The 13,653-nt window shown below is 69.4% G+C and carries 11 protein-coding genes; 9 read left to right on the forward strand and 2 right to left on the reverse strand.

Annotation, left to right across the window (positions count from 1 at the left end):
* Position 1 precedes the first annotated feature (1 nt).
* From uvrC to tpiA, 8 genes are all read left to right on the forward strand, one after another.
* The gene (uvrC, locus tag ACWDSJ_RS16255; RefSeq protein WP_387365705.1) at positions 2-2,050 is read left to right on the forward strand and encodes an excinuclease ABC subunit UvrC; all 2,049 of its coding nucleotides are present in this window, start codon (positions 2-4) and stop codon (positions 2,048-2,050) included.
* Between the two features lie 113 nt (positions 2,051-2,163).
* Positions 2,164-3,114 (forward strand): RNase adapter RapZ, encoded by a 951-nt coding sequence (gene rapZ / locus ACWDSJ_RS16260; protein ID WP_387365708.1) that lies wholly within the window; start codon positions 2,164-2,166, stop codon positions 3,112-3,114.
* Entirely contained in the window at positions 3,111-4,157 is a 1,047-nt protein-coding gene (locus ACWDSJ_RS16265; protein ID WP_450032733.1) for a gluconeogenesis factor YvcK family protein, read from the forward strand. Before rapZ ends, ACWDSJ_RS16265 begins: the two co-directional genes overlap by 4 nt.
* Positions 4,148-5,131 carry a DNA-binding protein WhiA gene (gene whiA / locus ACWDSJ_RS16270; protein ID WP_387365714.1) on the forward strand — a complete coding sequence of 328 codons (984 nt, stop codon included), beginning with the start codon at positions 4,148-4,150 and terminating at the stop codon, positions 5,129-5,131. The genes ACWDSJ_RS16265 and whiA overlap by 10 nt, the downstream gene beginning before the upstream one ends.
* A gap of 178 nt (positions 5,132-5,309) precedes the next feature.
* Complete coding sequence (locus tag ACWDSJ_RS16275; protein WP_450032735.1) at positions 5,310-5,819, forward strand: hypothetical protein; 510 nt, start codon at positions 5,310-5,312, stop codon at positions 5,817-5,819.
* A 177-nt stretch (positions 5,820-5,996) separates the two neighbouring features.
* A complete protein-coding gene (gene gap / locus ACWDSJ_RS16280) occupies positions 5,997-7,016 on the forward strand; it encodes a type I glyceraldehyde-3-phosphate dehydrogenase (RefSeq protein ID WP_450032737.1) in 1,020 nt (339 codons plus the stop codon).
* Between the two features lie 4 nt (positions 7,017-7,020).
* Positions 7,021-8,235 carry a phosphoglycerate kinase gene (locus ACWDSJ_RS16285; RefSeq protein ID WP_387365723.1) on the forward strand — a complete coding sequence of 405 codons (1,215 nt, stop codon included), beginning with the start codon at positions 7,021-7,023 and terminating at the stop codon, positions 8,233-8,235.
* A 3-nt stretch (positions 8,236-8,238) separates the two neighbouring features.
* A complete protein-coding gene (tpiA, locus tag ACWDSJ_RS16290; RefSeq protein WP_387365726.1) occupies positions 8,239-9,024 on the forward strand; it encodes a triose-phosphate isomerase in 786 nt (261 codons plus the stop codon).
* A 76-nt stretch (positions 9,025-9,100) separates the two neighbouring features.
* Here tpiA and ACWDSJ_RS16295 read toward each other — a convergent pair whose 3' ends face one another.
* Positions 9,101-9,919, reverse strand: a complete 819-nt coding sequence (locus tag ACWDSJ_RS16295; RefSeq protein ID WP_387365729.1) for an SAM-dependent methyltransferase — start codon at positions 9,917-9,919, stop codon at positions 9,101-9,103.
* 93 nt (positions 9,920-10,012) lie between these two features.
* On the opposite strand from ACWDSJ_RS16295, the gene ACWDSJ_RS16300 reads away from it, so the two are divergent.
* Positions 10,013-11,191, forward strand: coding sequence for a cytochrome P450 (locus ACWDSJ_RS16300; RefSeq protein WP_450032740.1), 1,179 nt, complete (start codon positions 10,013-10,015; stop codon positions 11,189-11,191).
* Positions 11,192-11,204: 13 nt separating this feature from the next.
* Here the strand turns inward: ACWDSJ_RS16300 and ACWDSJ_RS16305 are convergent, their stop codons facing one another.
* Positions 11,205-13,649, reverse strand: a complete 2,445-nt coding sequence (locus ACWDSJ_RS16305) for a thiamine pyrophosphate-dependent enzyme (protein ID WP_450032742.1) — start codon at positions 13,647-13,649, stop codon at positions 11,205-11,207.
* Positions 13,650-13,653: the final 4 nt, after the last annotated feature.

The raw sequence follows: 13,653 nt of genomic DNA on the forward strand, positions 1-13,653 counted from the left end.
CGTGGCAGATCCCGCGACCTACCGACCCGCCCCGGGCACCATCCCCGTCGAACCCGGCGTCTACAAATTCCGGGACGCGCACGGGCGGGTCATCTACGTCGGTAAGGCCAAGAGCCTGCGGAGCCGGTTGAACTCCTACTTCGCCGACATCACCTCGCTGCATCCGCGCACCCGGCAGATGGTCACCTCGGCGGCCGCGGTGGAGTGGACGGTCGTCACCACCGAGGTGGAAGCCCTTCAGCTGGAATACAACTGGATCAAGGAATTCGATCCGCGCTTCAACGTCCGCTACCGCGACGACAAGACCTACCCGATGCTCGCGGTCAGCATGAACGAGGAGTATCCGCGGGTGTTCGTCTACCGCGGCGCGCGCAAGAAGGGGGTGCGCTACTTCGGCCCCTACGCGCACGCCTGGGCCATCCGCGAGACGGTCGATCTGCTGCTGCGCGTGTTCCCGGTGCGCACCTGCTCCAACGGCGTGTTCCGGCGGCATCAGCAGATCGGGCGGCCGTGCCTGCTCGGCTACATCGACAAATGCTCGGCCCCCTGCGTCGGCCGCGTCGACGCCGCCGAGCACCGCCGCATCGCCGAGGACTTCTGCGACTTCCTCTCCGGCCGGACCGACCGGATGGTGCGCGAACTCAAACGCGAAATGCACACGGCCGCGGCCGAATTGGACTTCGAGGCCGCGGCCCGGTTGCGCGACGACGTGCAGGCGCTCGAACGCGCGCTGGAGAAGCAGGCCGTCGTGCTCGGCACCGGCACCGACGCCGACGTGATCGCCTTCGCCACCGACGAACTCGAGGCGGCGGTGCAGATCTTCCACGTCCGCGACGGACGCGTGCGCGGCCAGCGCGGCTGGGTGGTCGACAAATCCGGCGACGCTGCCGACCTGGGCTGGTCAGGCCCGGAGGAGGCAGCCCGCGTAACCACGGAGGGCCCCGGCACAGGTCGAGACGATGAGCGCGACGTCGAATCCGGCGGTGAGCTGGCCGCGCTGGTCGAGCAGTTCCTCACCCAGTTCTACGGCGAACAGGCCGCCTTCGCCGAGAACACCGACACCGAGACCCCGGCGACCGTGGTCCCGCGCGAGGTGCTCGTGCCCACCCTGCCGTTGGACATCGACCAGATCCAGGGCTGGCTCTCGGAGTTGCGCGGCGCGGCCGTGCAGGTGCGGGTGCCGCAGCGCGGCGACAAGAAGGCGCTGATGGAGACCGTCCAGCGCAATGCCGCCGAGGCGCTGGCCCAGCACAAACTCAAGCGCGCGGGCGATCTGACCGCGAGATCGGCCGCGCTGCAAGGCATTCAGGACGCGCTGGAACTCGACTCGGCCCCGTTGCGCATCGAATGCGTCGACATCAGCCACGTGCAGGGCACCGATGTGGTGGCCTCGCTGGTGGTGTTCGAGGACGGGCTGCCGCGCAAATCGGAGTACCGGCACTACACGATCAAGGAGGCCGCGGGGGAGGGCCGCTCCGACGACGTGGCCAGCATCGCCGAGGTCACCCGGCGGCGGTTCTACCGGCTGCGCAAGGATCTCGAGGCCCTCGCCGAGGAGCCCGACAACGCCACGCCCGGCATCGACCCGAAAACCGGTAAGCCGCGCCGATTCTCGTATCCGCCGAACCTGTACGTCGTCGACGGCGGTGCGCCGCAGGTGAACGCGGCCGCCGAGGTGCTCGACGAACTCGGCATCACCGATGTCGCGGTGATCGGGCTGGCCAAACGGCTCGAGGAGGTGTGGGTGCCGAACGAGCCCGACCCGGTGATCATGCCGCGCAACAGCGAATCGCTGTATCTGCTGCAACGGGTGCGCGACGAGGCGCACCGATTCGCCATCACCTTCCACCGCTCCAAACGCTCCCGCCGCATGACCGCCTCCGCGCTCGACGCGGTGCGCGGGCTCGGCGAATCCCGGCGTACCGCCCTCGTCACCCACTTCGGCTCGGTCGCGCGGCTGAAGGAGGCTACGGTGGAGGAGATCACGGAGGTGCCGGGCATCGGAGTCGCCACGGCCAAGGCGGTGCTCGCGGCCCTCAACGATGACTGAGTCGCGAACCGGACTGGTCACGTCTGGGTTTCGTCCCTGGCGTGTGCTCGCCGTCTCGAGCCGATGCGAGGCAGGATGATCGAATGACAGCCCAGAGACGGATCCGATAGGACATGACCAGCGTCGAATCGAACAACAACGCGGCGGACGGCCACGCCGCCGTGACGTCCCTGCGACCCGAGCCCGGCAACGCGGGCGTCGAGGTTGTCATCGTCACCGGACTGTCCGGTGCCGGGCGCGGCACGGCGGCGCGCGTCCTCGAGGACCTCGGCTGGTACGTGGCCGACAACCTGCCGCCCGAAATGATCGCGCGCCTGGTCGAATTGGGCGCCGCGGCCGATCCGCCGATCCGCAAACTGGCCTTGGTCATGGATGTGCGCAGCCGGTTCTTCACCGGCGACCTGTCCGGGGTGACCGAGCAGCTGCGCGCCGCGAACGTGCGCACCCGCGTGCTGTTCCTCGAGGCGTCCGACGACGTGCTGATCCGCCGGTTCGGCTTCGCCCGCCGACGCCACCCGCTCCAGAGCGAGAGCGCCGACGGTACGCTGTCGGCCGGCATCACCGCCGAGCGGCAGCGCTTGGCCACGGTGAAGGCCGCCGCCGATCTGGTCATCGACACCACCGCGCTGTCGGTGCATCAATTGCATCGCAAGCTGGAGGAGGCCTACGGTGGCGGCGCGCCGACCGCGTTGCAGGTGACAATCCAATCGTTCGGTTTCAAGTACGGAGTTCCGCTGGATGCCGACATGGTGTTTGATTTGCGTTTCCTGCCCAATCCGCATTGGGTGCCGGAGTTACGCGAATACACCGGACAGGACGCGGTGGTCAGCGAGTACGTGCTGTCCCAGCCGGGCGCCGACGACTACCTGCGGACCTGTCACCACCTGATCGATCTGACGACCAACGGGTACCGCCAAGAGGGGAAGCGTTACATGACCGTGGCAGTGGGCTGCACCGGCGGTAAGCACCGCAGTGTGGCGATGGCGGAGGCCCTGGGCGAAGCGCTGGGGGCGTCCGATCACGATGTCGTGCGTGTGGTTCACCGAGACCTGGGGCGGGAATGAGCGCAACCGACGAAACGCCCGCGATCGTCGCGCTGGGCGGTGGTCACGGCCTGTACGCGACCCTGTCGGCGGCGCGCCGGCTGACCGAGCGGATCACCGCGGTGGTCACCGTCGCCGACGACGGTGGCTCGTCGGGGCGACTACGCGCCGAACTGGGCATGTTGCCGCCGGGCGATCTGCGGATGGCGCTGGCCGCGCTGTCCGAGGACACCGAGGGACTGTGGGCGCGCACGGTGCAGCACCGCTTCGGCGGCACCGGCGCGCTGGCCGGGCATTCGGTGGGCAACCTCGTGCTCGCGGGCCTGACCGAGGTGCTCGGCGATCCGGTCGCGGCGCTCGACGAGATGGGCCGGGTGCTCGGCATTCGCGGCCGGGTGCTGCCGATGTCGCCGACCGCGTTGATCATCGAGGCCGACGTGTCCGGGCTCGAGGCCGACCCGCGGGTGAGCCGGTGCATCCGGGGGCAGGTCGCGGTGGCGACCACGCCCGGCAAGGTGCGCCGCGTGCGGCTCATTCCGCAGGATCCGCCCGCGAGTCCGGAGGCGACCGCGGCGATCGAACACGCCGATCTGGTGGTGCTGGGTCCGGGTTCGTGGTTCACCAGTGTCATTCCGCACGTACTCGTTCCGGGCCTGCACGAGGCGCTCGTGCACACGCGTGCCCGAAAAGTGCTGGTGCTCAACCTCGCCGCGGAGCCGGGTGAGACGGCCGGATTCTCCGCCGAGCGGCACCTGCATGTATTGTCCCAGCACGCACCGGATTTCGCGGTCGATCATGTGCTGGTGGATTCCGGGTCCGTACCCGAGGGTAGCGAGCGCGAACATGTGGCAAGAGCTGCCGAACAGCTGCGCGCGCGAGTAACCTTCGCTGATGTCGCCGAGGCGGGGACGGACCGGCACCACCCTGGAAAACTAGCCGCCGCACTGGATCAGGTGATCCGGCTACCTCGGCCGGAAATGACAGGGCTTCGAGTCGAAGGACGGCACCGTGGCCAGCAGGTGCGGTCCGCGTTGGGTGGAAAGGAGCGGGTCTCGTGGCGATGACAGCCGAGGTGAAGGACGAGCTGAGCCGTCTCTCCGTCTCGCAGGTGAGTTCACGCAAGGCGGAGTTGTCGGCGCTACTCCGGTTCGCCGGCGGCTTGCACATCGTCGGTGGGCGGGTGATCGTCGAGGCGGAGGTCGACATGGGGTCGATCGCGCGACGGCTACGCCGCGAGATCTTCGAGCTGTACGGCTACGGCTCCGACGTGCACGTCCTCGGCGCGGGCGGGTTGCGCAAGACCTCCCGGTACGTGGTGCGGGTGTCGAAGGAGGGTGAGGCCCTCGCCCGGCAGACCGGTCTGCTGGATGTGCGCGGGCGTCCCGTGCGCGGCCTGCCCGCGCAGGTGGTCGGCGGCAGCATCGCCGACGCCGAAGCCGCTTGGCGCGGAGCGTTTCTCGCGCACGGCTCGCTGACCGAACCCGGTCGCTCCTCGGCCCTCGAGGTGAGCTGCCCCGGCCCCGAGGCCGCGCTGGCCCTGGTCGGCGCGGCCCGCCGGATGGGCATCTCGGCCAAGGCGCGCGAGGTGCGCGGCACCGATCGGGTGGTGGTCCGCGACGGCGAGGCCATCGGCGCGCTGCTCACCCGAATGGGCGCGCAGGACACGCGCCTGACCTGGGAGGAGCGCCGCATGCGCCGCGAGGTGCGCGCGACGGCCAACCGGCTGGCCAATTTCGACGACGCCAACCTGCGCCGGTCCGCCCGCGCCGCCGTCGCCGCCGCCGCCCGGGTCGAGCGTGCCCTGGAAATACTGGGCGACGACGTCCCCGACCATCTCGCCGCCGCGGGCCGCCTGCGCGTCCAGCACCGCCAGGCGTCCCTCGAGGAACTGGGCCAACTGGCCGAACCCCCCATGACGAAAGACGCGGTGGCGGGCCGCATTCGGCGCCTGCTCTCCATGGCCGACCGCCGCGCCAAGGAATTGGGCGTCCCCGACACGGAATCCGCCGTCACCGCCGAACTCCTCGAAGACGCCTGAGTCTTCCCTCCGAGAACCGCCGCCGCACGAATCCCCTTGTGCGACGGCGGTTTTCATAGATTCATCCACAGCCCGAAAGTTATCCCCAGAACACGTTCCACCACTCCCACCCACCCCACCGGTGCGGTAGCTTCGAGGTGCCGGGTTAGGGGTGACCGAAGCGTAAGGGGGCCAGACGATGACGACATTGGTTCAGCTGGAGGCGAGAGTGGCGGCACTGGAGGCGAACCGAGCCGAGGACCACGCCACCTCCGGCGCGGTGCAGGCCGTCAGCGCCAAGGTGGACGCGCTGAGCGCCAAGGTGGACGCCAACGACGAACGGTACGAGGCGCGCTTCGACTCGATCGAGGCGACCCAGACGGCCCTCGTCGAGGGACAGGCGTCCCTGGTGGCGGGGCAGATCGCTTTGGAGGGCCGCCAGACCAGACTCGAGGAGGGTCAGACCCGGCTGGAAGCGGGGCAGTCATCTCTGGAGCGCAAGGCCGAGATTCAGCGGAAGATGACGAACGCGCTCGGGGAGCGGCTGGCCGAGTTCCAGATCGAGACGCGAAATCGATTCGATCAGTTGGAGACTCGGATGGACCGGTACTTCGACCAGGCGAACGGACGGTTCCGGTCGCTCGAGGAGGGGCTCGCCGAGCTGAAAGACCTTGTGGTGCTGGCGTTGAACGGGCGCGCGGGCCAGTGAAGGGCGGGCTTCGCTAGGTGGTTAACGGGCCGTCGGGGCGTCGGCGGCGGTCCGGCCGGATCGCGGGAACTCCCGCAGTTCGGTGTGAGTAGGGGCATGTCTGTGCCCTCGCGGCGTGGGCATTAGTGTGGACTTTGCAACGGAACGAAATCCGCTTGAAAGCTGAGGAGCGATAACGTGACTGTCCGGGTAGGCATCAACGGCTTCGGCCGCATCGGTCGTAACTTCTTCAGGGCGGTGGAGGCGCAGAAGGCGCTGGGTACCACGGATATCGAGATCGTCGCGGTCAACGACCTCACCGACAACGCCACCCTGGCGACGCTGCTCAAGTACGACTCCATCCTCGGCCGCCTGCCGCAGGATGTCTCGCTCGACGGTGAGGACACCATCGTCGTGGGCGACCAGCGGATCACGGCGCTCGCCATCAAGGAGGGCCCCTCGGCCCTGCCCTGGGGCGATCTGGGTGTCGACGTGGTGGTCGAGTCGACCGGTATCTTCACCGACGCCGCCAAGGCCAAGGGCCACCTGGCCGCCGGGGCCAAGAAGGTGATCATCTCCGCGCCCGCCAAGGACGAGGACATCACCCTGGTCATGGGCGTCAACGACGACAAGTACGACGGCAGCCAGAACATCATCTCCAACGCGTCCTGCACCACCAACTGCCTGGGCCCGCTGGCCAAGGTCCTCAACGACGCGTTCGGCATCGAACGCGGCCTGATGACCACCGTGCACGCCTACACCCAGGACCAGAACCTGCAGGACGGCCCGCACAAGGATCTGCGTCGCGCCCGCGCCGCGGCCCTGAACATCGTGCCCACCTCCACCGGCGCGGCCAAGGCCATCGGCCTGGTGCTGCCGGAGCTGGTCGGCAAGCTGGACGGCTACGCGCTGCGCGTGCCGGTCCCGACGGGCTCGCTCACCGACCTGACCGTCACCCTGAGCAAGGCCGTCCCGGTCGACGAGATCAACGCCGCCTACCAGGCCGCCGCCGAGGGTCCGCTCAAGGGCATCCTGAAGTACAACACCGACCCGATCGTCTCCAGCGACATCGTCACCGACCCGCACTCCTGCATCTACGACGCGCCGCTGACCAAGGTCATCGACGGTCAGGTGAAGGTCAACGGCTGGTACGACAACGAGTGGGGCTACTCCAACCGCCTGGCCGACCTCGTGGGCCTCGTCGGCAAGTCGCTGTAGACCCATGGGAGTCAAGACACTTCAGGACCTGTTGGCCGAGGGTGTCGACGGTCGGGGCGTGCTGGTGCGCTCCGACCTGAACGTCCCCCTCGACGACAACGGCGCGATCACCGATCCCGGCCGCATCCTCGCCTCGGTCCCGACGCTGAAGGCGCTGGTCGAGGCGGGCGCCAAGGTCGTCGTCACCGCGCATCTGGGCCGTCCCAAGGGTGAGCCCGACCCGAAGCTCTCGCTCGCCCCCGTGGCGGCGAAGCTGGCCGAGGAGCTGGGCCGCAACGTCCAGCTCGCCGGTGACGTCGTCGGGCAGGACGCCCTCGCCCGCTCGGAGGGCCTGACCGACGGCGATGTGCTCCTGCTGGAGAACATCCGCTTCGATCCGCGCGAGACCAGCAAGGACGACGCCGAACGCGGCAAACTGGCCCGGGCCCTGGTCGAATTGGTCGGCGACGACGGCGCGTTCGTCTCCGACGGATTCGGGGTGGTGCACCGCAAGCAGGCGTCGGTCTACGACGTGGCGAAGCTGCTGCCGCACTACGCGGGCGGCCTGGTCGCCACCGAGGTCGAGGTGCTGCGCAAGCTCACCACCGAACCGGAACGCCCCTACGCCGTCGTGCTCGGCGGCTCGAAGGTCTCCGACAAGCTCGCGGTCATCGAGGCGCTCGCCCCCAAGGTCGACACCCTCGTCATCGGCGGCGGCATGTGCTTCACCTTCCTTGCCGCGCAAGGGCTTTCGGTCGGTTCCTCGCTGTTGCAGGAGGAGATGGTCGACACCTGCCGCAAGCTGCTCGACACCTACGCCGACGTGATCCACCTGCCCCGCGATATCGTGGTGGCCGACAAGTTCGCCGCCGACGCGGAGTCGAAAGTCGTTGCGGCACACGAGATTCCGGAAGGCTGGATGGGTCTGGACATCGGCCCGGAGTCGGCGCGGCGGTTCGGCGCGCTGCTGACCGAGGCGCGCACGGTGTTCTGGAACGGGCCGATGGGCGTGTTCGAGTTCGAGAAGTTCGCCGCGGGCACCCGGGGCGTGGCCGAGGCGATCGTCAAGGCCACCGAGAAGGGCGCGTTCACGGTGGTCGGCGGCGGCGATTCGGCCGCGGCCGTGCGCTCGCTCGGCCTGCCCGAGGACGGTTTCTCGCACATCTCCACCGGCGGCGGCGCGTCGCTGGAATACCTGGAGGGCAAGGAACTTCCGGGCATCGCGGTGTTGGAGGACTGAGTCGTGGCGCGTAAACCCCTGATCGCGGGCAACTGGAAGATGAACCTCAACCACCTCGAGGCCATCGCCCTGGTGCAGAAGATCGCCTTCGCCCTGCCGGACAAGTACTTCGACAAGGTCGATGTCACGGTGCTCCCGCCGTTCACCGACCTCCGCAGCGTGCAGACCCTGATCGAGGGCGACCGCCTGCTGATCACCTATGGCGCACAGGATGTCTCGGTGCACGACGCGGGCGCCTACACCGGCGAGATCAGCGCCCCCATGCTGGCGAAGCTGGGCTGCTCGTTCGTCGTGGTCGGCCACTCCGAGCGGCGGCAGTACCACAACGAGGACGACGCCATCGTGCTGGCGAAGACCAAGCAGGTGTTGAAGAACGGGATGACCCCGATCGTCTGCATCGGCGAGAACCTCAACATCCGCGAGGCGCAGACGCACGTGGCCTACAACCTCGAGCAGCTGCGCGGTTCGCTGAAAGGTCTGACGGCCGAGGAGATCTCGAAGGTCGTCATCGCCTACGAACCGGTGTGGGCCATCGGCACCGGCCGCGTCGCCACCCCCTCCGACGCGCAGGAGGTGTGCGGCGCGATCCGCACCGAACTCGCCGAGCTGGCGGGTCAGCAGGTCGCCGCGTCGGTTAGGGTGCTCTACGGCGGCTCGGTCAACGCCAAGAACGTCGGCGAGCTGACCTCGCAGACCGATATCGACGGTGCCCTGGTGGGCGGCGCGTCGCTCAAGGGCGACGAATTCGCCACCCTCTCGGCCATCGCCGCGGGCGGCCCGCTGCCCTGATCGGCCGCGATCGAACCCAACGGCCCGGTATCGCTCGTCGATACCGGGCCGTTGTCCGTCGAAAAGCCGTGCGCCGCTAGGGAATTCGCGCGACCGCTCCCAGCATCGACACCGCCTCCGGCCGCGGATGCGCCCGCCACCCCTCCGGCCGCCAGGACATGATCGACCCGATTCCGGGCGGCTCGATCTCCAGCCCCTCGAAGAACGGCTCGAACTCGGCGGTGGACCGGAGCCGGAACGGGATGCCGCTGCGCTTGTTGGCCTCCTCGCTCTCGGCGATGTCCTCGGGGGTGAGGTGGTCGCTGGTGGCGTGACTCATGACCAGATAGCTGCCCGACGGGAGCGCCGAGGTGAGCCGGCGCACCAGCTCGTAGGGCTTCTCCTCGTCGACGATGAAATGCATGACCGCCACCAGCATGAGCGCCACCGGCCGGGTGAAGTCGAGGGTGGCGAGCACGTCGGGGTGACCGAGAATGCGCTCGGGGTCGCGGACATCGGCCTCGAGGAAGGCGGTCCGGCCCTCGGGCGTGCTGTTGAGCAGCGTGCGGGCGTGCACCGCGACGATCGGGTCGTAGTCGACGTAGACGATGCGCGACTCGGGCGCGATGTCCTGCGCGATCTCGTGCACATTGCCCGCGGTCGGCAGGCCCGCGCCGATGTCGAGATACTGCCGGATCCCGGCCTCCGCGGACAGGAAGGTGACCACGCGGCGCAGGAAGGCGCGGTTCTCGAGCGCCGAGAACTGGACGCTGGGGAACGCCTCGGCCACCAGCTCGGCCGATTTGCGGTCGGCCTCGAAGTTGTCCTTACCGCCGAGCCAGTAGTCGTACCGGCGGGCGGGGTGGGGTTTGGACACATCGATGCCGGGGGGTGGAGTTGCCCATTCGGAGTCCACGTACGCCCTCTTTCCTCTCGACTACTGTGATCCTGTCAGCTCCGATCCGCGAATCCGGTAGCGACACCGCCGCGCGCATGGAAGGCTCGGTCAATGCAATTGCAGTACAGCCCTTACGATTTCGCTGTTCACGACGACCCGTACCCCTATTACGCCCGGCTGCGCGCCGAGGCGCCGGTGTTCCGCAACGAGGTCGACGACTTCTGGGCCCTGTCGCGCCACGCCGACGTGCTGGCCGCGTTCCGGGATTCGGAGCGCTTCTCCAGCGCCAACGGGCTGCGGATGGAACCGGCGTTCTGGGGTCCGCAGGCCGAGCAGTTCTTCTCGTTCGTGGCCATGGATCCGCCGAAGCACACCCGCCTGCGCGGGCTGGTGACCAAGGCGTTCACCCAGCGACGGGTGTCGGGACTGGAGCCGCGGATCCGGGAGATCGCGCGCGGGTTGCTGACGCCGCTGCTCGAGCGGGGCTCGTTCGACCTGATGGCCGACTTCGCGGGGCCGTTCCCCACACATGTGATCTCCGAACTGGTCGGGGTGCCGGAGCGGGACCGGGAGCTGGTCCTCGAGCTCGGCAAGGAGATCATGTACACCGACGAGGAGTCTACCGATCTGCGGCCCGAGGCCATGGAGGCAATCGGGAAACTGGTCGGCTACTACACCGAATTGACGATCGAGCGGAGCCAGCGGCGCGGAGACGATCTGCTGTCCGCCCTGCTCGACGCCGCCGACGGGGACGACCGGTTGACACCGCAGGAGATCGTCGGCGTGCTCATCCTGCTGGTCGGCGCGGGCATCGAGACGGCGATGCTGTCGCTGGGCAATCTCTGGTACACGGGCTGGCGGCATCCCGATCAGCGCCGCCGCGGCTTCGACGGCCGCGTGGACGATTTCATCGCCGAGGGCCTGCGTTTCGATCCGCCCACCCAGAACAATCTGCGCACGACCACCGAGGAGATCGAACTGCACGGCGTGCACATCCCCAAGGGCGCGCGCATGCTGCTGATCACGGGTTCCGCCAACCGCGACCCCGAGGTGTTCACCGATCCCGACACCTTCGACCTCGATCGCGACACCGGCCCGTCGCTGGTGTTCGGCAGCGGCCGCCATCATTGCCTGGGCGCCGCTCTCGGCCAGCTCGAACTGCGAATCGCGTTGGGGGAGTTGGCATCTCACGTCGCCGACTACGAGATCGACCCCGCGGGCCTGCGCCGGATCCACGCCTCCAACAACCGAGGTTTCGCCGCTCTCCCCACCACGATCACCGCCCGCTGAACCCCACGACCCCCTAGCGCCGTGTATCGGACGTGTCCGCCGAGGATTCGACGAGTTTCACCGCGGCCTCCTCGATCGCCTCCTCGTCCAGCAGTACACGGGCCGCGGCCGGGCCGAGCGGAACGAAGCTGTCGGCGCTGGTGACCCGCGCGATCGGCCCGCCGAACCCGGCGTCCAGCAGGGCGGCGCAGACCGATTCGGAAACCCCGCCGCTGCGGCGGGTCTCGTCGGCGACGAGGACGCGGCCGGTCGCGCGGGCGTGGTGGAGGAGGTCGTCGAGCGGCAGCGGCGCGAGCCAGCGCAGATCGAGGACGCGGGCGCCGATATCGCGGTCCGCGAGGCGGCGGGCCACGCGCAGGCTCATGGGGACGCCGTTGGCGAAGGTGACGATGGTGAGGGCGGCGCCGTCGCCGTACGCGCGGGCGCGGCCGATGTCGACCGGATCGCCGTTGGCGGCGGCGAGCCAGCCGTCGTCACCGGATTCGTGCAGGTCACGCGTGTGATAAAGGGCGATCGGCTCGAGGTAGAGGCAGACCCGGCCGTCGACGCGGGCCGCCGCGACGCAGGTGCGCAGCATCGCGGCCGCGTCGTCGGCGCGGGCGGGGGAGGCGACCACCACGCCGGGGATGTCGCGCAGGGCGGCGACGGAGTCGTCATTGTGGAAGTGACCCCCGAAGCCCTTCTGGTATCCGTATCCGGGGATGCGCACGACCATCGGATTGCGATACTGCCCGGCCGAGAAGAACTTCAGCGTCGCGGCCTCGCCCCGAATCTGGTCCAGCGCGTTGTGCACATAGGCCAGGTACTGGATCTCGGGTATCGGCACGAATCCGGCGAGCCCCGCGCCGAGCGCGGACCCGAGCACGCTCTGCTCGTCGAGCAGGGTGTCGAAGACCCGGCGGGCGCCGAAGGTCTTCTGCAAACCCTTGGTCACCCCGTACACCCCGCCCTTGCGGCCGACGTCCTCGCCGAATACCAGAATGTCGTCGTCGCGTTCCAGCAGCGCCGCGAGCGTGCGATTCACGGCCTGCGCCAACGTCATCGGCCCGTCGGCCCGCTCGCGTCCGCCCGGTGCGGGCTCCTCCCGATCGGAGACGACCACCACGGAGTCGCCGGGGTCGACGGCGGTGCTGCCCGCCGCGGTCGCGTCCCGCAGTTCCGCCGCCGGGTTCTCGCCGGGCGACGCGGCGTCCCCGGCCGCCGCTACCGAGCGCCCGGTCCGCAGGGCGGGCAGGCCGAAACCATTGCCCGACAACGGCTTTCCCGGCGAGTCGGGAGCGCTCTCCCGCCGGTCCGACACCAGGGGTTCGGTCCGCGCCGCGTCCGCGCGAACCGCCACCGGATCGCTCGCCACCAGCGGGGCGATGACCTCCGCCCGGCTCCGCAACGGCGGCTCCTCGACGACCCGGGCGGCGATCTCGGTGACCCGCGCCCCGATCGAGTCGTACCGTTCGAGCACGTGCTCGGCGGTGGCGATGCCCGAGGTGACCAGCAGCCGGGCCGTCGCCGCCACCGGATCGCGGTCGAGGTCGGCGGCGATATCGCTCGCCCGCCGATACGCCGACTCCACATCCGAACCCGCGTGCCCCAGCAGCCGCACGGTCCGCAACCGCAGGAACGCCGGGCGGCGGTGCTCGCGCACCCAGCGGAACGCCTCGGCCGAAACATCCAGCGCCGCAAGCAGATCCGCTCCGTCGGCGGTGAAGTACCGCAGTCCCGGCCGCGACCCGTACGCGTGCTCGATCCAGTCCGGCGGGGTCGGCACGCTGATGCCCAGCCCGTTGTCCTCGCACACGAACAGCACCGGCAGCGGAACCCCTTGGTGCGCGGTGTGAATCGCGGTATTGACGGCGCCGGCGGCGGTGGAGTGGTTGGCCGAGGCGTCACCGAACGTGCACAACACCACCGCGTCCGGCGGCCACTCGGTGCGCCTGCCCAGCCGCGTCGCCCGGTCCAGGGCGAAACCCAGCCCGACCGCGCGCGGCAGGTGGGAGGCGATGGTCGAGGTCTGCGGGATCACCGCGGCGGGCCGGGAACCGTAAACCTTGTGCCGCCCACCGGAAATCGGGTCCGCCGCGGCGGCGACCACCCCCAGCAGCACGTCCCGGATCGGGTCGAGGCCGGGCACCTGACGGCAGCGATGCACGAAGAACGCGCCCGCGCGATAGTGCGACAGCACCGGATCCGTCGGCCGCGACGTGGCCGCCAGCACCACATTCCCCTCGTGCCCGGACGAGCCGATGCTGTAGTAGCCGCGACCCGACGCGGTGAGCCGCCGGGCGGCGAGATCGAGATGGCGGCTCGTGGCCTGCGCGTCGAACAGGTCGAGACAGGTGACACCCGTGTACGCGCTCCCGGTCCGGACGGGATCGGTGGCCGCCCGGGGCGTCCCCGGCTCCGCCGCGCGCACCGCCTCCCGCAACCGGCGATCCAGGTCTGCTTCGCGTTCGCTGCTCACCTCT

The organism is Nocardia sp. NPDC003482 (assembly GCF_053588115.1).

Coding starts and splice junctions, on each gene's coding strand:
- rapZ (WP_387365708.1), top strand. CDS start 2,164: ATGACCAGCGTCGAATCGAACAACAACGCGGCGGACGGCCACGCCGCC.
- ACWDSJ_RS16265 (WP_450032733.1), top strand. CDS start 3,111: ATGAGCGCAACCGACGAAACGCCCGCGATCGTCGCGCTGGGCGGTGGT.
- ACWDSJ_RS16300 (WP_450032740.1), top strand. CDS start 10,013: ATGCAATTGCAGTACAGCCCTTACGATTTCGCTGTTCACGACGACCCG.
- ACWDSJ_RS16285 (WP_387365723.1), top strand. CDS start 7,021: ATGGGAGTCAAGACACTTCAGGACCTGTTGGCCGAGGGTGTCGACGGT.
- ACWDSJ_RS16275 (WP_450032735.1), top strand. CDS start 5,310: ATGACGACATTGGTTCAGCTGGAGGCGAGAGTGGCGGCACTGGAGGCG.